Genomic DNA, 21,384 nt, shown 5'->3' with positions numbered 1-21,384 from the left:
AATGCGTGTTCTGATGAGCTTTTGGCTTACGGTTGTGATGTTGTGTTGTTGTGTTTGCAATTGGTCTGCGATTCAGACCTCGGTAGCAACGCTACCAATTTTTCACTTCCTGTACATTTACCCTGTCTGTCCATAGTGATTAATGTAGCACCGCCCAATTGCGGTGCTTTTTTTTGGCTGCTATTCCATTAGTGTTCCAGTTCAACCATCTCTTTCACATCACCACGGTTGATTTGCTGTTTATTCCCGTTCGCATCTTTATACGAGATCATCCCGGTTTCATTGTCGGTTTGCGGCTTGCCGTCTGCAACAATGGCACGACCGTCGTTGGTATGCATGACGTAGTTAGAGCTTGAACAAGCGCTCAGAGCAAAGGTAAACATACAAGCAGAAACAATAGCGATAGACTTTTTCATGTTCTTCTCCTTCAGCAATTAATGCTATATGAACCATGTTTAAAACAGGCTAAGACATTCTCCTGACTCTATTTCAGCATAACCTGCTTCCTCCGTACCGCTTGCACAAACAGACAATTCCGATAGAGATCAACCTCCTTGCCCTGCTGCTCAATTTGCGCGACGATCTAATGACGATAAAGAGGAATTCCATGAACGCATTCAGCCCTGCCCATTTTCGCGCGCAGTTTCCGGCGCTGGCCGATGCCGGTGTCTATCTTGATAGCGCCGCAACGGCACTCAAGCCGCAGGCGGTCATTGACGCGACGCACCAGTTTTACAGCCTAAGCGCAGGCAATGTTCATCGCAGTCAGTTTGCCGAGGCGCAACGCTTAACCGCGCGCTACGAAGCGGCGCGCGATCAGGTCGCCAGCCTGCTTAATGCCAAAAGCGGCAAGAACATTGTCTGGACGCGGGGCACCACCGAAGCCATCAATATGGTAGCTCAGTGCTATGCCCGCCCGCGCCTGCAGCCGGGCGACGAGATTATCGTCAGCGAGGCGGAACACCACGCGAACCTGGTGCCGTGGCTGATGGTGGCCAAACAGACCGGTGCCCGGGTAGTGAAGCTCCCCCTGGGCGCAGACCGCCTTGCCGATGTCGCCCGCCTGCCCGAATTGATCACCCCGCGCAGCCGTATCCTCGCACTGGGGCAGATGTCCAACGTCACCGGCGGCTGCCCGGATCTTGCCCGCGCCATTAGCATCGCCCACGCCCATGCCATGGTGGTGATGGTGGACGGCGCGCAAGGGGTGGTGCACTTCCCGGCGGACGTGCAGCAGCTGGATATCGACTTCTATGCGTTCTCCGGGCATAAGCTGTACGGTCCGACCGGTATCGGGGCCCTGTACGGGAAAGCGGAACTGCTGGAACAGATGACGCCGTGGCTCGGCGGCGGCAAGATGATCGCTGAAGTGAGCTTCGACGGGTTTAAAACCCAGGACGTGCCCTATCGCCTGGAAGCAGGCACGCCGAACGTCGCCGGGGTGATTGGCCTGAGCGCGGCGCTGGAGTGGCTGGCGGATATCGATCTGCAGCAGGCTGAGAGCTGGAGCCGCGGGCTAACGACGCTTGCCGAAGACGCCCTGCAAAAACGCCCCGGTTTTCGCTCTTTTCGCGTGCAGGATTCGAGCCTGCTGGCGTTCGATTTTGCGGGTGTCCATCACAGCGACATGGTGACCCTGCTGGCGGAGTACGGCATTGCCCTGCGCGCCGGTCAGCACTGTGCTCAGCCGCTGCTGGCGGCACTCGGCGTCAACGGGACGCTGCGCGTCTCGTTTGCTCCTTATAACACCCAAAGCGATGTCGATGCGCTGGTTGCCGCCGTCGATCGCGCCCTTGCCCTACTGGTGGATGAATGACAAGCCCAACTCTGGCCGGACATCCGTTCGGCACCGTCATCACTGAAGAGACGTTAAAACACACCTTCGCCCCGCTGAATCAGTGGGAAGACAAATATCGCCAGCTGATCCTGCTGGGCAAACAGCTGCCTGCCCTTTCCGATGAACTGAAAGCGCAGGCAAAAGAGATCCCCGGCTGCGAAAACCGCGTCTGGCTTGGCGTCACGCCTGTAGGGGATAAGCTGCACTTCTTCGGTGACAGTGAAGGACGGATTGTTCGCGGGTTACTGGCGGTTCTGCTGACGGCTGTCGAGGGGAAAACGGCGGCGCAGCTGCTGGCCGAAAGCCCGCTGGCGCTGTTTGATGAACTGGGATTACGCGGTCAGCTGAGCGCCTCGCGCAGCCAGGGGCTGGCTGCGCTGAGTGAGGCAGTGCTGGAGGCGGCGCGTCAGGCCTGACGCTCGGCCTTCGCCATCATCTTTTTCAGGGCGTGAGATACCGCAATAAAGCCAAACGTCGCGGTCACCATGGTGGCCGCGCCAAAACCGGAGGCACAGTCCATCCGCTTTGGCCCTTCAGCCGTGCTCTTCATGGCGCACACCGAGCCGTCCGCCTGCGGATAAACCAGCGCTTCGGTTGAGAAGACGCAGTCCACGCCCAGCTTGCCTTTGCTGTTTTTCACCACCCCAAAGTCGCTCTTCAGCCGCTCGCGCAGTTTGGCCGCCAGCGGATCCTGAATCGTCTTCGCCAGATCGGCCACCTGGATCTGCGTCGGATCAATCTGTCCACCCGCACCACCGGTGGTCACCAGCGGAACTTTGTTGCGACGACACCAGGCGATCAGTGCCGCTTTAGGCCGCACGCTGTCGATGGCGTCGATCACATAGCTGTAGCCTGCGCCCAAATACTGCGCCACGTTCTCGGCGGTGACAAAATCGTCGATTACCGTCACCCGGCATTCCGGGTTGATCTGACGGATGCGTTCCGCCATCACCTCAGACTTGGCCAGCCCGACGCTGTCACGCAGGGCATGAATTTGACGGTTAGTGTTGGTGACGCAGACGTCGTCCATGTCGATTAACGTAATGGCGCCGATCCCGGTACGTGCCAGCGCTTCCGCCGCCCATGAGCCCACGCCGCCGATCCCGACCACGCAAACGTGCGCCCCGGCAAACAGCTGCAGGGCTTTTTCACCATATAAACGCGCGGTGCCACCAAAACGCTGGCGCCAGGCTTCGCTCATTACCACAGACATAAGACCTCAGATGTAAAAAGGGTGAGAGTTTCCTCTCACCCCAGCCCTCTGTTAATAAGAGGGAGGAAAACAGTGCCGAAATATTATCATACTCAGCCGCTAAAAACGCTGCCTGCCCCCGGCGCGGTTTTCAGCACCCAGACGCGTCCGTAGTGGTTATACCAACCCGCGCGGTGGCCTGCATCCGGGCCAATCCCCTGATAGATGTCAAAGTGCTGGCCTTTGATTGCGCCGCCGACGTCCAGCGCCACCATCAGGCGCAGCTCGTACTGGCCGGAGAATTTACCGTTGTGATCCAGCGTAGGCACTTCTGCCAGCAGGGTGGTGCCCGGCGGGATCACGGTCTTGTCAGAGGCTACCGACGCTCGGCCAATCAGCGGTACGGCACTCGCGCCCTTCACCGGGGCAAAATTTTGCGGCTTAAAGAAGACGAAGGACGGGTTTTGCTCCAGCAGCTCGCGCACTTCATATTCGCTGTGCTTTTCGCCCCACTCGCGGATCGCCTGCATCGACATGTCTTCTCGCTTCACTTCGCCACGGTCGATCAGCACCTTGCCGATGCTGCGATAGGCGTGGCCGTTCTTACCGGAGTAGCTAAAGAAGTTAAGCGGGCTGCCGTCGCCAAAATCAATATAGCCGCTGCCCTGCACATCCATAATGAAGTTATCCATCAGCGAGTTGCTGTAGGCGAGGATGTAAGTCTCATTCAGCGCACCGGAGTAAATCTCGGCACGGGACGGCAGACGACCGCGTTTTGGCGGCATGCGGTAGATGGGATACTTGAACTCACCCTGTGCGGTATGGCGCGCCTGCACCACCGGAGTGTAGTAGCCGGTGAACTGGACATTACCGTAGTTATCGGTGCCTTCCATCTGCCACGCATCGAGACCGTACTGGCGCATGGTGCGGGTGTCGCCCCCGGCACGCAGCCAATCCTGCACAGCATTATAGATAGCGTTCTGCGAACCATACAGCCGTGGTGAGGCGCTGCGGATCTGACTCACCTGTTCCGCATAGTCGCCGCCATTGATTGGCGCGCCCACGGCGTCAGGCTGATTCACTAAAGAGAAAGGCTGGGTGAATTTCCCATCTTTATATTGCTGACCGCGATCGGTCGGTTTGGAGGAACAGGCTGCAAGCATTGCTACCAGTGCGCCCGTCATCAGATACTTCGCCCAACGTCCTTTCATTGTCTCTCGTCTTTAAGTTGCCCGTTTCTGCGAAATGAAGATAACAAACCGGCAGGGGTATTGAAATGCGATTACATCCCCTTAGCTAAATTTTGCGCAATAAACGCTCTGATTGTTGCCAAATTGTTCAAACAAAGCTTAATTTGATGAATATTACCAAAAAGGGTTGCAACAAAAAGTCATCCGAGTATAGTGCGCATCCACGGACGCGGGGTGGAGCAGCCTGGTAGCTCGTCGGGCTCATAACCCGAAGGTCGTCAGTTCAAATCTGGCCCCCGCAACCAATTAAAATTTGATGAAGTATTTTTCTACAGAGTAGAAAGACGGACGCGGGGTGGAGCAGCCTGGTAGCTCGTCGGGCTCATAACCCGAAGGTCGTCGGTTCAAATCCGGCCCCCGCAACCAATCAAATTTGAAGAAGTGAAGAAGTAAGTTTCTACAGAGTAGAAAGACGGACGCGGGGTGGAGCAGCCTGGTAGCTCGTCGGGCTCATAACCCGAAGGTCGTCGGTTCAAATCCGGCCCCCGCAACCAATACTTCTAAAAACAAATAACACCCTCAAGGGTGTTTTTTTGTATCTGCAGTTTGTCATTTTACCGGGCGTTAACCCGGCATCCTGATTATCCTCTTCTGGCTAACGTCGCCCCGTCAGAGAAGTATGCCTTTATCCCCGCCAGAATCGACTCCGCCACTTCCTGCTGGAACGCCGCCGTTTTGAGCTTACGCTCCTCTTCCACGTTACTGATAAACGCCGTTTCGACCAGAATCGACGGGATATCCGGCGCTTTCAGCACCGCAAACCCCGCCTGCTCAACGCTGTTCTTATGCAGTTTATTCACCCTGCCCAGTTTACCCAGCACCGCTTTACCAAACTTCAGGCTGTCGGTGATGGTCAGGGACTGCACCATATCGAACAGGGTGTGATCGACATAGCGATCGCCGCTCTTACTGACACCACCGATCAGGTCAGAGGCGTTCTGCGAATCTGCCAGCAGTTTTGCAGCCGTACTGGTTGCCCCTTTGGTCGACAGCGCAAACACCGACGATCCGCTGGGCTGACGGCTGGTAAAGGCGTCCGCATGAATAGAGACGAACAGATCCGCGCGCTGCTTTTGCGCTTTGGCAACGCGCACCTTCAGCGGAATAAAGACGTCTTCGTTGCGCGTCATATAGGCGCGCATGTTGCTTTCTCTGTCGATCAACGCCTTCAGGCGGCGGCCGATCTGCAGCACCACGTCTTTTTCACGCGTATGGTATTTGCCCACCGCACCGGAGTCTTCCCCGCCGTGACCAGGATCGAGCATGATCACAATCGGGCGATCGCGTCCGGCTTTCCCCGGCTTCGGACCGCTTTGTGCAGGCGGAACCTGCTTTTCGAGATCGCCTTTGTTGTAATCTTCGAGCAAGGCCAGAAGCGGATCCTGAATATCCGTCGCGTTCGCCGGATAGAGATCCATCACCAGACGCTCTTTAAAACCGGCTACCGGCGCAAGAGCGAACAGCTGCGGCTTCACGTTCTGCTTCAGTTCAAACACCATCCGCACGGTATTCGGATCAAACTGCCCGACGCGCGCTGACTTGATGTAAGGATCGTCACCACGGATCTGCGCGCTCATGCCTTTCAGGACCGAGTTCAGGTTTACGCCTTCGATATCCACCACCACGCGCTCAGGATTGCTCAGCGCGAACTGCTTATAGTTCAGGATCCGGTTTGACTCGACCGTGACGCGGGTATAGGTCGACGATGGCCAGACGCGTACCGCTACCACCTGACTGACGGCAGCAAGCCCCACCTGACTTACGCTAAGTAACCACATGGCCCCGGCCCCTTGTAACAGGCGGCGACGACTTAATGCTTTACTGGATCCCGACATGCTTCTCCCGAGCAAAGATATCGAATAAATTCTCATTACGTCCAAATTGACCGAAAACTTTAACGAATGATGCATAAGCTGTCACCCAGAAAAGGGTAAACAATCATACGTTAACCTACGGTTTGGTCTGATTTTCTTTGTTACGGCAAAAAGTTTGGCTTGCGCGCAAGGCGATATTCGAATAAAAATACAAAAATTACGAATAAACATTCATTAAAGGGGTTGTGCCGTGGTGAAGGAACGTCGAATCGAACTGGTCCAGGGTTTTCGCCATTCTGTTCCCTATATCAATACCCATCGGGGAAAAACGTTTGTCATCATGCTGGGTGGCGAAGCCATTGAGCATGAAAACTTCTCCAGCATAGTTAATGATATCGGCCTGCTGCACAGCCTGGGTATTCGCCTTGTGGTGGTGTATGGCGCCCGTCCGCAGATTGAAGCCAATCTGTCCGTTCATCAACACGAACCCCTTTACCATAAACACACCCGCGTCACCGATGCCAAAACGCTGGAGCTGGTTAAGCAGGCTGCCGGTCTGCTGCAGCTGGATATTACTGCGCGGCTGTCAATGAGCCTGAATAACACCCCGCTGCAGGGGGCGCACATCAACGTGGTCAGCGGCAATTTTATTATTGCGCAGCCGCTTGGCGTCGACGACGGTGTAGATTACTGCCACAGCGGGCGTATTCGTCGTATTGATGAAGAAGCCATCCACCGCCAGCTGGACGGTGGTGCGATTGTGCTGACTGGCCCGGTCGCGGTCTCTGTCACCGGCGAAAGCTTTAACCTCACGTCGGAAGAGATTGCCACCCAGCTGGCTATCAAGCTGAAGGCTGAGAAAATGATCGGCTTCTGCTCCTCGCAGGGGGTAATCAACGAGCTGGGGAATATCGTCTCTGAGCTGTTCCCTAACGAAGCCCAGGCGCGGGTAGAAGCGCTGGAAGAACAAGGGGATTACTACTCCGGCACGGTGCGTTTCCTGCGCGGTGCGGTCAAAGCCTGCCGCAGTGGCGTGCGCCGCAGCCATTTGATCAGCTACCAGGAAGATGGCGCCCTGCTGCAGGAGCTGTTCTCCCGCGACGGTATCGGTACCCAGATTGTGATGGAGAGCGCCGAGCAGATCCGTCGTGCCACCATCAATGACATCGGCGGGATCCTCGAGCTTATTCGCCCGCTGGAGCAGCAGGGGATCCTGGTACGTCGCTCGCGCGAGCAGCTGGAGATGGAGATCGACAAGTTCACGATCATTCAGCGCGACAATCTCACCATCGCCTGTGCAGCGCTGTACCCCTTCCCGGAAGAGAAGATTGGTGAAATGGCCTGCGTGGCCGTACATCCGGACTACCGCAGCTCATCGCGCGGCGAGGTGCTACTGGAGCGGATCGCCGTTCAGGCGCGCCAGCAGGGCCTGAGCAAGCTGTTTGTGCTCACCACCCGCAGCATCCACTGGTTCCAGGAACGCGGTTTCTCGCCGGTGGATATCGATTCCCTGCCGGAATCCAAAAAAGAGATGTACAACTATCAGCGCCGCTCAAAGGTGCTGATGGCGGATTTAAGCTAACTCGCCGTCACCGCTCAGGCCGGGCATACGCCCGGCTTTTGACTGACTCACATCGCTTCAAAAATGGCACTCAGGCCGCTACGCCGCTCCGTACGGGTGATAACAGCCTGCGCCAGCACGCCTTCGTCGGCATACAGTGACAGCCGCTGACGGGCGCGGGTGATAGCGGTATACACCAGCTCCCGCGTCACCACGGGTGACATTTGTACCGGCAGGATCAGCGCCGCATGATCGAACTCAGAACCCTGAGATTTGTGGACCGTCATCGCCCAGGCGGTTTCATGCTCCGGCAGACGGCTGGGTTGGACTGACTTGACGCTGCCGTCCGGCATCTGGAACCACACGCGCAATCCCTGACCTCTCTCCAGCGCAATCCCGATATCGCCGTTGAACAGCCCCAGCGCGCTGTCGTTGCGCGAAATCATCACCGGCCGCCCCTCAAACCAGCGGGAATACGGCTGATGGCTGATCCGGCGTTTTTGCACCAGCACCTGCTCCAGCTTCTCATTGAGCCCGGCGACGCCAAAGGGCCCATCGCGCAGGGCGCACAGCAGCTGGTAGCGTCCGAATGCGGTCAGCACCTCTTCCGCAGGGGCCTGCTGGTGGACGGTGTCAAGAAAATGCCGGTAGCCCAGCAGAGCATCCTCGAGCATCGCCATATACTCTTCGCCACTCTGCAGCTGCTTTTTCTCGATATCGTTGAATCCGCCGTCAAACACCGCACGCATGGCCTGTCGATCGCCGCGGTTCACCGCTGCCGCCAGCTTGCCGATACCGGAATCGCTGCCAAAACGGTAGCTTTTTTGCAGCAGGCACAGGCTGTCGCGCAGCGCACCCGCCACCGGGCTGACGTTGCCTTCCATCTGACACCCGGTCAGCTCAGACAGCTCCTGTGCGCGCTGGGCGGTAAAGCCCGCGCTGGCCCAGGTACAGATATCACCCAGCACCGCCCCCGCTTCTACGGAGGCCAGCTGATCGCGATCGCCGAGGAAAATCACCCTTGCATGGGACGGTAAAGCGTCGATCAGGCGCGACATCATCGTCAGGTCGATCATCGAGGCTTCGTCCACCACCAGCACGTCCAGATGCAGCGGATTCCCGGCATGGTAGCGCAGACGCTGGCTACCGGGCTGCGCGCCGAGCAGACGGTGCAGCGTGCTGGCCTCGGCCGGGAACAGCTTGCGCTGTCCGTCGGTCAGGGGCAGCGTTTGCAGCGCCCCGCCCAGCGACTGCGTTAAGCGCGCGGCAGCTTTCCCGGTAGGGGCAGCCAGCCTGATGCGGCACCGCCCTTCCCCCGCCATCTGGATCAGCGCCGCCAGCAGCCTGGCGACGGTGGTGGTTTTGCCGGTTCCCGGTCCGCCGGAGATCACCGAGATACGGCGGGTTAACGCCACCGCTGCCGCTACCTTTTGCCAGTTGACGGCTTCGTCAGAGGCAAACAGCGCGTTCAGGGTGCGCTGCATTTCGCGACTGTCGTGCACCAGCGGCTGGTTGGCCTCGCTAAAGAACCCGGCTACCGCCCGTTCGTAGCGCCACATCCGGTTGAGATAGAGTCTGTCGCCAATCAGCACCAGCGGTGTGGGCAACTCGCCGCTACTGACCGCCGGCGAGCGCAGCAGCGTCTGGGGCCAGTCCAGCGAGTCGTCGTGCAGCGCAAAACAGGCCTGCAGTAACGCAGGGGTTTTCGCCTCTGCCCGCAGCTGCGACAGCGGCAGGCAGACATGCCCTTCTCCCGCATCGCGACTTAACAGCGCCGCCGCCAGCATCACGGCGGGTTCATCGTTACCCGCCACCATCATTGCGAATTGAACGTCCAGGCGACGCAGCACCCGCTGTTCTACGGCTTCCAGTAACAGTTTCTGCATCGTCATTGCGCAAGCTCCTCTTTGCTGGCGGCAAATAGCCTGTCCATGCGATCAATTAACACTACATCCGGACGGGTGGCAAAGCACCCTGCGCCCGGCGCGCTGCCGTCCACCCCGCGTAAAAAGAGGTAGATAACGCCGCCGAAATGCCGCTGATAGTCGTAGTCAGCAATGCGGTGACGCAAGTAGCGGTGCAGCGCCAGGGTATAGAGCTGATATTGCAGATCATAGCGGTGGGACTGCATCGCTTTGGCCATCGCCTGCGGGGTATAAGACTCGCTGTCTGCCCCCAGCCAGTTGGATTTGTAGTCCAGCAGGTAGTAGCGGCCGTTGTGACGGAACACCAGGTCAATAAAGCCTTTCAGCATCCCGCGCACCTGGCGGAAATCGAGCGGTGGGCACTCCTGTGAGAGTGGATCGTGCTCGCGGATCAGGGCATCCAGCGCATCGGCGGTCAACGGCCCGGCGATGGGCAGATAAAACTCCATCTCCACCTGCTTGTCCGCTTCGCGAAGCTGGTTCAGAGCGATCCCCTCTTCGTTGAGCGGTGCCTGCAGAACCTGGTTTACCCACCCGGTCAGGACGGGCTCCCAGCGGGCGTCATAGCCGCCTTTTTGCAGCATCTCCAGCATCCACTCGGGGTCGACTGGTTGCGTAAAATCGAGTTCCTCAAACAGGCTGTGTAAAAAGGTGCCCGGCGACGCGCCACGCGGGAACTGGTGCGGGGTCAGCGCCGGCTCCGGGGCCACGTCGCCAACGCCTGCGGCATCGACGTCGAGCCGCGGCATCAGATCCTGGGCGACGCTGTGCCCGTGCTGCTGCAGGCCGGAGTAGCTGGTCACCCGCCAGTCATCGTACAGCACGCGGGCAATCTGCCGCGCCTGCAGATCCGGGGTTAGCGGCGCGGGCATCTGCCAGCGGGCGGTGTCGGCGACCCCGGCCACCTGCAGCGCAATGTGCTCATTGCACAGGGTTTGCAGACACTGACGCAGGCCCACCGCATCTTTCGGCTCGCCCTGCTGGATCAGCCGCCCGAGCGCGCTCAGATGGAAATCGCTCTCGCCAGATTTGTCGCCGCGACGGCGAAACAGCGGCGCGACACCTAAGCTGCAATGCCATACGGATCGCGTCAGCGCTACGTACAGCAGGCGTAGGTCTTCCGCCAGCCGTTCGGCTTCGGCGAGCTCTACGCTGTCGTCGGCCTGGCTTAAGTCAAGCACTGCTTCAAAGGTTTTACGATCGTGATAAAAGGCCTGGTCCTGCACGCGGTAATTGGCGATAAATGGCAGCCACACCAGCGGATACTCCAGCCCTTTCGATTTATGGACGGTGACGATTTTGACCAGATGTTTGTCGCTTTCAAGGCGCATCTGCTGGCTGGAGGCGTTGCTGTTCGGATCGGCGATATGCTGCGCCAGCCAGCGCACCAGAGCATGCTCGCTCTCCAGCTGGGTTCCTGCCTCCTGCAACAGTTCGCTGATGTGCAAAATATCGGTCAGTCGGCGTTCGCCTCCCGCGGTGGCCAGCATGTTTTCGGCGATGTTGCGCCGGGTCATAATGTCACGCAGCATCGCCATCACCCCGCGCTTCTGCCAGCGCTCGCGGTAGCGGGTAAACTCTTCCACCGCCTCATCCCACAGTTCTTCACTGTTATTGAGGGTGTCGATGTCGAGCGCGGTCAGGCCGAGCATCGAGCTTGCCAGCGCGCTGCGCAACGTGCTTTCGCGCTCGGGTGCCAGCACCGCCTGCAGCAGCCAGAGCATCTCCTGCGCTTCCAGGGTTTCAAACACGCTGTCGCGATTGGATAGATACACCGACGGAATGTGCAGCAGGGTCAGCGCGTCACGCACCAGCCCCGCTTCCAGACGGCTGCGCACCAGCACCGTAATGTCAGACGCCTTCACCGGCTGGGCTCCATCGCCCCGGTAGAGGATTGCGTCGCCACGTACGCCCGCACTCAGCCAGTCGCGGATTTGCGCCGCGCAGTGCTGGGCCATAAAGGTTTGATAATCCCCGACGCCGCAGCCTTCGCCCTCCATCAGCCAGACGTTCATCGCGGGCTGTGTTTTTCCGTGCAGTTCAAAGCGCAGTCCGGCATTTCTGGCGGCGAATTTGACCGGCTGAAAGGGGATTTCACGGAACATAAAGGCATCGTTCATCTGTGAAAACAGGCTGTTCACGCTCTCGACCATTCCCGGTGCCGAGCGCCAGTTGGTGTCGAGGGTGTAATGGGCCGCAACTTCGCCACGCGCCTTCATGTAGGTAAAGATATCCGCGCCGCGAAACGCATAGATAGCCTGTTTGGGATCGCCAATCAGCAGCAGCGCGGTGTCCGGCTGCTGGCGCCATATACGGCGGAAAATACGGTACTGCTGGGGATCGGTATCCTGAAATTCATCAATCATCGCCACCGGGAAACGGCCCCGGATCGCCGCCGCCAGCGCGTCACCGTTTTCACTGTTCAGGGCGGCATCGAGGCGGCTCAACATATCGTCAAAGCCCAGCTCGCCGCGACGACGTTTTTCACGCGCAACGGCTTCACGGATCTCCGCCAGCGCGCGGGTGATCATCAGATCGTTGAGGGTCAGCGGCTCAGCCAGCAGGGTGTCGATAGCGGAAAACAAAGGATGTTCTGGTATCACGCCACCCGCTTTGGTGCGTTCCGCCAGGAAGGTCTGGGAGAACTTTTCCAGCGCGTCGGGCAGCTGATAGCTGTGCTTCTCCTCCTGCGCCCAGGCGGTAATACGTTCGACATATTTTGCCTGATTACCACGGTTAAACTTGCGCCGATCGATGGCGGAATTTTCGATAACGGCGTCGATTTCGCCCACGCTGTCAGACCACTTTTGTTTCATCCCGGCGATGAGAGCAACGATCTTCTCATGGCGGGAGGCCAGCGTTTCATCCGCCGGTGGTGGCGATTTGATGACGGGAGCTTCTCCCTGCAGATAGCGATCGATGGCCCGCAGCAGCGCTTCCGGGCCTTTCCACTGATTGTGAACCGCTTCGGCAATATCGCGCGGCAGCGGGTAGCAGTGGCGACGCCAGAAGTCCGCACAGGCCTGATAGCGTAAGGCTGACTCGTCTTCAATCAGCTGCTGCTCAAACAGCATCCCGGACTCGAAGGCATTGAGGCTGAGCATGCGCTGGCAGAAACCGTGGATAGTGAACACCGCGGCCTCATCCATCTGCCGTTCGGCCAGCAGCAGCCATGCCGCCGCCTGCTGTTTATCGACGATCTCATCCAGCAGACGGGCATATAAGGGGTTATCGGTGCTTTGCCGTAGACAGGCGATGCGCAGCTCATGAATGTTGGCGCGAATACGCCCGCGCAGCTCTTCTGTTGCGGCTTCGGTGAAGGTCACCACCAGCAGCTCTTCCACGCTCAGAGGGCGGGAAAAGGCTGCGCTGTCGCCCAGTTTGAGCAACAGTCGCAGATAGAGTGCCGCGATGGTGAAGGTTTTTCCGGTTCCCGCTGAGGCCTCTATCAATCGTTCCCCCTGTAACGGTAAACGTAGGGGGTCAAGGGACTCAGCGGTATCGGTCATTCGTTCTTACTCCTGGGCATAGATTGCTGCAATTCACTCACACTCTTCCAGACGGTCCAGCCTTTCGGTTGGGTATCGGTGGCTTGCTTACTCTGGCTACCGGACACCTGCGACAGGATAGCCATCCCCTGCGGGGCAACTACCGCCTGATGGAAGAAGTCGGCCACTTTCTGCGGCGTGAGCTGTTTGATCTCGGCCACTACTTTATCACGCGAATCGAAGCGCATATTACCCCGATCAAAATCTTTGCTGATCCTTGAGGCCTCTTCACCCAGGGTTTGTGGCGGCTGAGTGACCTGGGTAATGACGGCCTGCTGGATCTGAGCAAATTCTTCAGGTTTTAAGGCTCTCAGCTTCGCTTCTGCCTGCGGGAAGAAGGCCTGGAAACGCTCCCAGAGATAGGCTGGCTGCTTATCGCTGCTTTGCAGCAGGAAGCCCATTCCCCACTGGCGACCAACGTTCATGGAGAAGGCGAACACCGCATAGCCGAGCTGCTCTTCGGTGCGCAACTGGTTGTAGAACCACGGCTGAACGATTTGCCCCAGCACCGCGCTGTACGCCGAGCTGGCATATTCGTCATAGCCCGTTGGGACAAACACCGCCGCCAGCGCAGAATCGGTGCTGCTGCCTGCTTTATCGAAAATGACGTTCTGCTGTTTATCCACCAGCACGTCCTCGTTACGGCACCATTCGTTACCGTTGGCACCCAGCTGGCTGCGGACGTTTTGCGCCAGCGTTTTGGCCTGATCTTCGCTCATGTTACCGACGACCAAAAACTCCGGTCTGGCGTTGGTTTTCAGGGCTGCCCGATACGCCATCACCTCTTGCAGCGTGATGGAAGGCAGCAGCGCCCGGCGCTCTTCGCGCTGGAAGTAAGGAATTTGCGACAGCATCTGCACCGGCATAATGGCCTGGTCGAAGGCTTTACCCTTCTCGGCAGAGTCCATCATCTGGGTATACCAGGATTTCGCCTGCGCCAGCTGATCGTCGGTTGCGGTGTAGCTGAAATACCCATTCAGCAGCGCCTCGAACAGCTGCGGTAAACGCTGGGTGTAGCCGTTGGCATTGAGCATCAGGCCATTGTTGGCATTGGTGGAGAAACTGATCCCACCTACCGCCGCCTGGTTGCTGAGCTGATCCAGCGCGATCCCGGCCAGGTAGTCGTTCAGGGCAAACAGCACCTGATTTTTGGCGCTATCCATCGCCTGTGGATTACGCAGCACCATGCTGACGTTGGCTTTCGGTTCGCTGGCAAAATAGCGGCTCGGGGTGTAAACCACGCGCAGGTTGGACTCATCCACAATCAGCTGCGGCTGCGGATAGTCTTTCACAGGTTTAATCAGCGTGAAGTCTTCCGGAATATAGGGGTTCAGTTCCGGCAGCTTGAGCGCAATCCCGGCGGCTTTCTGCTGCCAGTCGGCGAAGGTGTTTTCGCTGATTTTGTCCACCTGATACTCGGCATTCACAAAGTAGGCGGTTTTGTTATGCGGTTCGTTCGGGCTGATGTACCAGATACGCGCATTCTGCGGCGTCATCATTGCCAGACGAGCTTTTACGGCGTCGGCATCATACCGATCCGCAATGTTAACGGCATCCAAAGTATGCGCGACCGGCACGCGGATCATGGTGTCAGCCAGCCACTCGACATAGTCCATATCGCGGGTGATTGACGGGTAGCGGAAGTCGAGATCCAGCACGTGCGCCAGCTCGTCAAAGTAGCGTTTATCCACGCCTTTTTCACGAAGCAGCGAGAGATAGCTGAAAATGGCCGCGACAACTTCATCCCGGTGAGCCAGCCCTTTGTCGGTTAAGGTGGCGGAGATCGCCAGTACGCCGCTGTTGCCGTTGACAACAGGATCGGAGTCGGCGCGAATGCCTTCCACCAGCCCCTGATTTTGCAGCCAGTCAGAGAGCGTGTCAGGGCTACGGTTGCCGATCAGGTAGTTCACCAGTTCATCGGTTTTACTGCGGAACTGGGCGGTGTTGTTATCAATACGAAACTCGACGCGCAGCACCTTGCGCGGCATCGCAGGAACGTAATGAATGATTAAGCCTTTCTGCGCATCAGTCACCACCGGTACGGTGGTTTCCGGTTTGGCGATATCTTTATTCGGCACCCGGCCGTAGGTCTGGGCTGCAAGCGTTGCCAGCTCAGGCAGCGGTTTGTTGCTGTACACCACGGCCTTCATCAGGTTGGCGGAGTAATACTTGTCGCGGAAGGTATGCAGCGCGTCGAGAACCGGGCTGTCAGGTTTGTCGCTCAGCGTCTCGAGATTACCACCGGAAAAACGCGAGCCAGGGTGCGCCGGGTTAATGGTTTCTGCACTGACCTGGGCCATGCGCATCCCGTCCCGGGTGCGAGCCATGGTCAGCTCGGCGTTAACGGCATTACGCTCGCGATCGGCATATTTTTTATCCAGCAGCGGTGCGGCAATGGCGTCCGCAAGGCGATCGACTGCGCCTTCCAGCGCATCGTTTTCCACTTCCAGATAAAAGGCAGTACGGTACGGCGCGGTGCTGGCGTTATGGCTGCCACCGTGCATTTTCAAAAATTCGGCAAGGCTGTCAGGCTGCGGATACTTCTTTGAGCCCATCAGCGTCATGTGCTCAAGATAGTGCGCAAGGCCGGGATGAGAGTCAGGATCTTCCAGCGAACCGACCGGCACGACCAGCGCCGACAGAGATTTAACGGCCTGTGGATCGGACACCAGCAGCACGATCATCCCGTTATCAAGACGGATCGCCTGATACTCACGGGTATCTTTATCGCTTTTGCGAATCGTTTCCTGAACGGGTTGCCAACCGGTGTTTGCCTGACTGAGGGGTGCCCAAAGGGCGACGAACAAAACCAACGTTTTCAATAAGGTGCTGCCTGACATTCACTACCTCTTCATCATGGACATCATCATTAACACACTTCGTGCCGGGCAAGCCAGCATCTCTTAATGGCGGTACATCAGTCCATGACAAGATGGGCATCATAAATGAATGCCCAAATCTGCGCAATTTTTATACAGACGTCAGGACGATTTAAATCTATACAACGGTAACAGGTAGCGCCGGGCCTCATCGGTGATGGCATCGAAGTATTCTGGCTCAAGGGTTCGCCACAGGCGTTGATACCAGACATCCTCTCCTTCTCCGCGCACCATCATGTTACCTTCGTAGGCCTGCAAAAATTTACTGCGCGCTTTTTGCAGGGTGGCCTCATCCGTTAACATGGCATCATTCGTGGCGTCATAACAGGCTTTAATCCACGCCCCCCCACTTTCTGGCAGCAACAGCAGCGGTTTATTCATCCCCTGCTTAAAGCCTTCGATAAACAGCGAGAGATGCTCCATCGCCTGCACGGCGGGCAGCGCCTGGAAACGCCATTCACCGTCTTTGCGCACGAACAACCGGCTTTCACCTTCACCGCCGCTCGCACAGTAGACAAGGTGTTCCAGCCAAAGTTGCAGACCTTGTGAAACGCTGAGCATCGATGGCCGCCAGCGCAGCAGCCCGTCCGCCTGCACATGCTGCAGCCAACCCGTCAGATTGATACCGTTGCAGTGAAGATCGATCTCCATGCTTTTGCCCGGCTGGCGGCACTCAATCACCCTGCCGGCCAGCGCTTGCATCTCCTGACACTGGGCATCCCAGGCGATTTCACCAAAGGCACCGTAAGGGAGCTGACCCGCCGCACGATAGCGACGGAACAGCACCTGCGCGTCTTCCTCCTCCACCAGCGCATTCAGCAACTGCTGGTTGAGCTGATAGCGGCTTAACCCCTCGAGGGTAAACGGCTCTTCATCCGGGATCTCGCTCTCTTCAGAGCGGAAGTTAACCTGCAGGCGCATCTGGAAAAAAGCGCGCACCGGGTGGGCCCAGAAGCGCTGGAGCTGCTCAAAGGCCAGGGTATCAACCTGCCGCGGCGCCAGGGTCTGGATAAAATCGCTGTGGGCTACCCCTTCTCGCTTCGCCGCCGGAAGCCACTCCCGGGCGTAGCTCTGCTGCTCGTTGTGCTCATAGTTCACGGCATCAAACGGCATCCGGCTGTGACAGCAGGTGATATGCGCTTTCACCCGCCGTTCACTTTCATCACAGTTAAGCGCTTCGTCACCCGGCAGGTAATGGCTTTGTCCAATATAGTCGACCAGCTCCTGTACCAGCACCGAGGGGAAACGCTCACTGTTATCCTGAATAGAGCGTCCGATATAGCTGATGTACAGTTGCTGCTGGGCGGAGATCAGCGCCTCGAGGAACAGGTAGCGATCATCATCCCGACGGCTACGATCCCCACGCTGCGGTTTTTGACTCATTAAATCAAAGCCCAGCGGTGCCAGCGCACGCGGGTAGACCCCGTCGTTCATGCCCAACAGGCAGACGACCTTAAAGGGAATAGAGCGCATTGGCATCAGGGTGCAGATATTGACCGGCCCGGCCAGGAAGCGCTGGCTGATCCGCTCCTGATCGAGGCGCTGGGTGAGTTCATCCCGCAGCAGCGACAGCGGGATCGCTTCGCCATAATGCGACGAGAGCCCCTCTTCGATAATGGCCTGCCACTGCTGCTCAATGAGCGCCATCGCGGCTTCGGTTTCCTGATCCGGCAGGAAAAAATCATTCAGCATCTCGCGGCAGACCGGCAGCCAGGCCTCAAGCGGCCGCGCCTGCATTAGCTCCCGTCGCCAGCGGTTAAGCTGCATCAACAGCGAGGCCAGATGCCCCACCAGCTCGGCAATTAACCCGCTGGATTCGTCATACGGCAGGACGGCATTCCATTCGCCCTGACTGCTCTCCATGGCGTAGCCGAGCAGCATGCGCGTCAGGCCAAACTGCCAGGTGTGCTGGCCGGTAACGGGCAGTTCAAACTCCTGCACGTTGTCGTCATCCATCCCCCAGCGCACGCCCGACTCGTTGACCCACTGGCGCAGGTAGCGCAGGGCGTCTTCATCAATATCAAAGCGGGCCGCCAGTACCGGAACATCCAGCAGCGCCAGCACGTCTTCAGGAACAAAGCGGCTGTCCGGCAGGGAAAGCAGGCTGACAAAGGCCTGCAGCGCCGGATGCGACTGGCGCGCACGCCGGTCCGATATCGCAAACGGCAAATAGCGATCGCCGGCGGCGCTGCCGAACACGGCCTGAATATAGGGGCTGTAGCTGTCGATATCGGCCACCATCACCACGATATCGCGCGGCGTGAGCTCAGGATCGTCTTCCAGCATCGCCAGCAGTTTGTCATGCAGCACTTCGACTTCACGCTGCGGGCTGTGACAAAGGTGCAGCGTCACGCTGCGATCGTCGGGGTCCAACAGGCGTTTGCTGTCGCTGCGGGCGAACTCCTTCGCATTGATGCCCTCCACCGAGCGCTTCTCAAGATCCAGAATATCCAGCTGCACGTTATGCAGCAGGCTGTCCGGGGTGATCTCGGCAAAGGCATCCACATCCCCTTCACCGGAAGCGGTCAGTTCGGAGAGCATGTAAATATAGTCGCGCCCCAGCTTTCCCCACGAGGCCAGCAGTGGGTTAGGTAAGTTTTGCACACCCGCGTCGTCAAAGAGCTGCTCCGCCGTACTGCTGTCTTTAAACAGCGGCACCGTGCGCTCATCAAACAGGCGGCGACGCTGGCGCGTCACAATCCGGGAGAGCCAGCGGGCATCCTGAATATCGCCCCAGTAATGGCGGCAGGGGTTGGTGAACAGAATATGGATATCAATGTGTCTGCCCAGCGCATTCAGCGCCTTCAGGTAGACCGGCGGCAAAGCGGAGATGCCGCAGATAAAGACCCTCGACGGCAACCCGGCGGGCGTCTCGGTTGCTGTGTCCAGCGTGCTGATAAAACGATCGTAGAGATTTGCACGGTGCCACTGGGGCTGGCCCAGCTTTTCGGTGTGTTCGACCAGCGCCTTCCACAGCGGTGCCTGCCAGATTTGTGCCTGGTCGAGGCCATCGATCAGTTCGCCTGCTTCCCAGCGCGTCAGCCATTCCGGGCGATAGACCAGATACTGGTCATAGAGATCCGCCGTCCGCGACGCCAGTTGGAACAGCTTCCGCTTGTCGGTATCGTCATTGAGGTAGTGGCGCAGCATGGTGAATTCATCCTGCGGCAACATCTCAGGCAGTAGCGACATCAGCTTCCAGCTCATGCTCTGCTTGTTGAATGCGCTCTGTTTCGGGATCTCCGGCAGCACGCGGACAAACATATCCCAGATAAAGCTGGCGGGCAGCGGGAAGTCGATATTGGCGGCAATACCAAACTTTTGCGAAAGGGACATCTGCAGCCACTGCGCCATACCGGTGCTCTGAACCAGGATCATTTCCGGTTCAAAGGGATCGTCGAGCCTCTGTTGCTCGACAATAAATTCCATCAGCGCTTCCAGCACGTCCAGACGGTTTGAGTGGTAGACCCTTAACATCGCTGCTCCCAACTACTGGCTAACCGGGCAGTGCAGGCGTGTCATCTGACCCCGCCGACCCAGAGGAGAAATAAGTGTGACCGAGATGCTGACACATCCGGCCTGTGTTGTCTGCATTCGGTTCACCTGCCAGCCCGCGGGTAATTCTGCGGGCGTGAGCTGCGACTGATTCCAGACCTGACGCCAGACCTGGCGGTACTGCTCCAGTGCCACGAACCGGCTGGCTAAAACACGATGATAGCCCGCAAGCGCAGTGACCACGATAACCATCAGCATCATGGCGAGTAACACTTCCACGATGCTAAACCCCTGCTGTTTCGCTACGGTTGCTGACACAGCGCACTCTCCTTAAGCGGGCAAAAGTCACTCCAGCCGTGCGGCAAAAAGACAACACCCTCGGCGCTCACCTCCCCCAGCCGCCACAGCGTGATGCCACCACTGCTGGTGATAAGCACGGCGCGCTGCGCCAGGATACGCAGGCAGGCGCGCCACGGCTGCTGCGGATGCTGCTGGCACGCCGCGTCCGCATCCGTCGGCCAGGGAAGCGTTCTGCCCCACTCCAGCGCCGACTGGGCTGTCGCCTGATGGTAAAGGGCCTCGCTGTCGGCCCTGACAATGCGCATCAGGGCATCAAGCTGCTGGTTGAGTCCGGTCAGCATCAGGCTGCCCAGCATTAATAGCAGGAGCACCAGCGCCAGCGACGACATTCCCTGCTGGCGGCTCATAAGTTAAACCCGGTGACACGATGATGCGCTTCAAGGTTACCGCCACGCGCTCCTTTGAAAGAGGCACCCAACGCGATGCTTAACTCTGGCGCGAACCCCGCCCGCATGATGCGCTGCACCTTAAAATGCACCACGGTGAGCCTGGCGGGATCGGTCACTCTCTCCCATCCCTTGCCGCTGCACTGCGTAGCGCCCCGTAGCGTCTCCAGTGCGCCATCGTTGAGGCGAAACCCCGTCTGTTCCGCAGCGGTTGGGGGCGTCGTCTCCCAGCGGCCATTGCTGTTCTCGTCCCACTGCACTATGATGCATTCGCCGCCCTGAGCAATCTTTAGCGCCTCGCCCTGGCACTCGCCCGCGCAGTAACCCGCCCGTTGCAGGTGCTTACCGATACCGGCCATCCGCAGCCAGATCTCCTCTTCACGTTCCTGCTGCTGCGTCTGCAGCAGTATCGCTCGCTGCAAACCGGGTAAAAACCGCGCCGCGCTCATCAGCAGGACGCTGCTTATCGCCATCGCTATCAGGACTTCGGTCAGTGAAAATCCCTGCTGAGTTACTGACATGCGAATCCTCCCTTGCCGTTGCACATGCGGATGCGCCCCCAGGACGAGACGATAATCAGCCATTCGCCGGCCTGGCTTTGCAGGCGAATTCGCCCCGCCCAGGCGGTATCCCGCAGGCCATAAAACCCCAGCGCGGGCGTAATCTCGGTGATGTGAATATCCGGCCACAGCGGGATGAGCGCAAAGGCGCTGTCGGCCTGGCACGCGGGGATATCGGTTTTGAGCAGGCACCACTGCTGGCCGTCCTGCTTTAGCGCCACAACGTGATCCCGGTTATGTCGCCAGGCGTCGTTGCGCAGCACTACAAGAAAATCCCGCACCTGGCGCGCCGTCTGCCAGAGTTGCTGCTGTTGCTGCCAGCGTCGCCAGCCGTACAGCCCTGTCGCGCTGAGCGTAACGATAAGTGCGACGGCGACCAGCATTTCAATGAGCGTAAAGCCCTTTTCCTTTTTCATGACGCCAGTGTGACGGGGCAAGAACAGCAATTCGAGGCGCAGTTCAGAGATTGTCGAGGCGGGTTCAGCACTTTCTTGCAGTTTGCAGCGCGTTGCGCATAAGCCGGAAACAGGCTCGCAAAACCATTATTTGGGCATAAAAAAACCGGCACACAAGGTGC

At 58.4% G+C, this 21,384-nt stretch carries 15 protein-coding genes and 3 tRNA genes; 6 read left to right on the top strand and 12 right to left on the bottom strand.

Features of this window, described 5'->3' with window-relative positions; all coding sequences use genetic code 11:
- Positions 1 to 188: 188 nt before the first annotated feature.
- Positions 189 to 416, bottom strand: coding sequence for a YgdI/YgdR family lipoprotein (locus M8014_RS06290; RefSeq protein WP_271281674.1), 228 nt, complete (start codon positions 414 to 416; stop codon positions 189 to 191).
- A 191-nt stretch (positions 417 to 607) separates the two neighbouring features.
- Between M8014_RS06290 and csdA the strand changes: the two genes are divergently transcribed.
- Both csdA and csdE read left to right on the top strand, forming a co-directional pair.
- Positions 608 to 1,816, top strand: coding sequence for a cysteine desulfurase CsdA (csdA, locus tag M8014_RS06285; protein ID WP_271281673.1), 1,209 nt, complete (start codon positions 608 to 610; stop codon positions 1,814 to 1,816).
- Positions 1,813 to 2,253 (top strand): cysteine desulfurase sulfur acceptor subunit CsdE, encoded by a 441-nt coding sequence (gene csdE / locus M8014_RS06280; RefSeq protein ID WP_271281672.1) that lies wholly within the window; start codon positions 1,813 to 1,815, stop codon positions 2,251 to 2,253. The genes csdA and csdE overlap by 4 nt, the downstream gene beginning before the upstream one ends.
- Here the strand turns inward: csdE and tcdA are convergent.
- Together tcdA and mltA are read right to left on the bottom strand one after the other, a co-directional pair.
- Positions 2,244 to 3,050 (bottom strand): tRNA cyclic N6-threonylcarbamoyladenosine(37) synthase TcdA, encoded by an 807-nt coding sequence (gene tcdA / locus M8014_RS06275; RefSeq protein ID WP_271281671.1) that lies wholly within the window; start codon positions 3,048 to 3,050, stop codon positions 2,244 to 2,246. The genes csdE and tcdA overlap by 10 nt on opposite strands.
- Positions 3,051 to 3,142: 92 nt before the next feature.
- On the bottom strand, positions 3,143 to 4,240 hold the full coding sequence (mltA, locus tag M8014_RS06270; protein ID WP_271281670.1) for a murein transglycosylase A: 1,098 nt from the start codon (positions 4,238 to 4,240) through the stop codon (positions 3,143 to 3,145).
- A gap of 207 nt (positions 4,241 to 4,447) precedes the next feature.
- On the opposite strand from mltA, the gene M8014_RS06265 reads away from it, so the two are divergent.
- From M8014_RS06265 to M8014_RS06255, 3 genes are all read left to right on the top strand, one after another.
- Positions 4,448 to 4,524 (top strand) — tRNA-Met (locus M8014_RS06265).
- A 44-nt stretch (positions 4,525 to 4,568) separates the two neighbouring features.
- Positions 4,569 to 4,645: transfer RNA gene (locus tag M8014_RS06260), tRNA-Met, on the top strand.
- A gap of 51 nt (positions 4,646 to 4,696) precedes the next feature.
- Positions 4,697 to 4,773 (top strand) — tRNA-Met (locus M8014_RS06255).
- A gap of 87 nt (positions 4,774 to 4,860) precedes the next feature.
- On the opposite strand, the gene amiC is transcribed toward M8014_RS06255, so the two are convergent.
- A complete protein-coding gene (gene amiC, locus M8014_RS06250) occupies positions 4,861 to 6,114 on the bottom strand; it encodes an N-acetylmuramoyl-L-alanine amidase AmiC (protein ID WP_271281669.1) in 1,254 nt (417 codons plus the stop codon).
- A gap of 229 nt (positions 6,115 to 6,343) precedes the next feature.
- Here amiC and argA point away from each other — a divergent pair, with 229 nt between their 5' ends.
- Positions 6,344 to 7,675, top strand: a complete 1,332-nt coding sequence (gene argA / locus M8014_RS06245; protein ID WP_271281668.1) for an amino-acid N-acetyltransferase — start codon at positions 6,344 to 6,346, stop codon at positions 7,673 to 7,675.
- 47 nt (positions 7,676 to 7,722) lie between these two features.
- Here argA and recD read toward each other — a convergent pair whose 3' ends face one another.
- The 8 genes from recD to M8014_RS06205 form a co-directional block, all read right to left on the bottom strand.
- Positions 7,723 to 9,546 (bottom strand): exodeoxyribonuclease V subunit alpha, encoded by a 1,824-nt coding sequence (gene recD, locus M8014_RS06240; protein ID WP_271281667.1) that lies wholly within the window; start codon positions 9,544 to 9,546, stop codon positions 7,723 to 7,725.
- Positions 9,543 to 13,088, bottom strand: coding sequence for an exodeoxyribonuclease V subunit beta (gene recB, locus M8014_RS06235; protein WP_271281666.1), 3,546 nt, complete (start codon positions 13,086 to 13,088; stop codon positions 9,543 to 9,545). The genes recD and recB overlap by 4 nt, the downstream gene beginning before the upstream one ends.
- On the bottom strand, positions 13,085 to 15,967 hold the full coding sequence (gene ptrA, locus M8014_RS06230) for a pitrilysin (protein WP_271281665.1): 2,883 nt from the start codon (positions 15,965 to 15,967) through the stop codon (positions 13,085 to 13,087). Before ptrA ends, recB begins: the two co-directional genes overlap by 4 nt.
- Before the next feature lie 141 nt (positions 15,968 to 16,108).
- The gene (recC, locus tag M8014_RS06225) at positions 16,109 to 19,483 is read right to left on the bottom strand and encodes an exodeoxyribonuclease V subunit gamma (protein WP_271281664.1); all 3,375 of its coding nucleotides are present in this window, start codon (positions 19,481 to 19,483) and stop codon (positions 16,109 to 16,111) included.
- A gap of 12 nt (positions 19,484 to 19,495) precedes the next feature.
- Positions 19,496 to 19,819 carry a prepilin-type N-terminal cleavage/methylation domain-containing protein gene (locus tag M8014_RS06220; RefSeq protein ID WP_271281663.1) on the bottom strand — a complete coding sequence of 108 codons (324 nt, stop codon included), beginning with the start codon at positions 19,817 to 19,819 and terminating at the stop codon, positions 19,496 to 19,498.
- Positions 19,804 to 20,208: a DUF2509 family protein gene (locus M8014_RS06215; RefSeq protein ID WP_271281662.1), complete on the bottom strand. Its 405-nt coding sequence runs from the start codon at positions 20,206 to 20,208 to the stop codon at positions 19,804 to 19,806. The genes M8014_RS06220 and M8014_RS06215 overlap by 16 nt, the downstream gene beginning before the upstream one ends.
- On the bottom strand, positions 20,205 to 20,768 hold the full coding sequence (locus M8014_RS06210; protein ID WP_271281661.1) for a prepilin peptidase-dependent protein: 564 nt from the start codon (positions 20,766 to 20,768) through the stop codon (positions 20,205 to 20,207). The genes M8014_RS06215 and M8014_RS06210 overlap by 4 nt, the downstream gene beginning before the upstream one ends.
- Entirely contained in the window at positions 20,759 to 21,223 is a 465-nt protein-coding gene (locus M8014_RS06205) for a prepilin peptidase-dependent protein (RefSeq protein WP_271281660.1), read from the bottom strand. The genes M8014_RS06210 and M8014_RS06205 overlap by 10 nt, the downstream gene beginning before the upstream one ends.
- Positions 21,224 to 21,384: the final 161 nt, after the last annotated feature.

It is taken from the genome of Silvania hatchlandensis, assembly GCF_025564065.1.
Lineage (GTDB): Bacteria > Pseudomonadota > Gammaproteobacteria > Enterobacterales > Enterobacteriaceae > Enterobacter > Enterobacter hatchlandensis.
The sequence above is the reverse complement of the archived record's forward strand: the minus strand, read 5'-3'. Positions and strand labels throughout refer to the sequence as shown.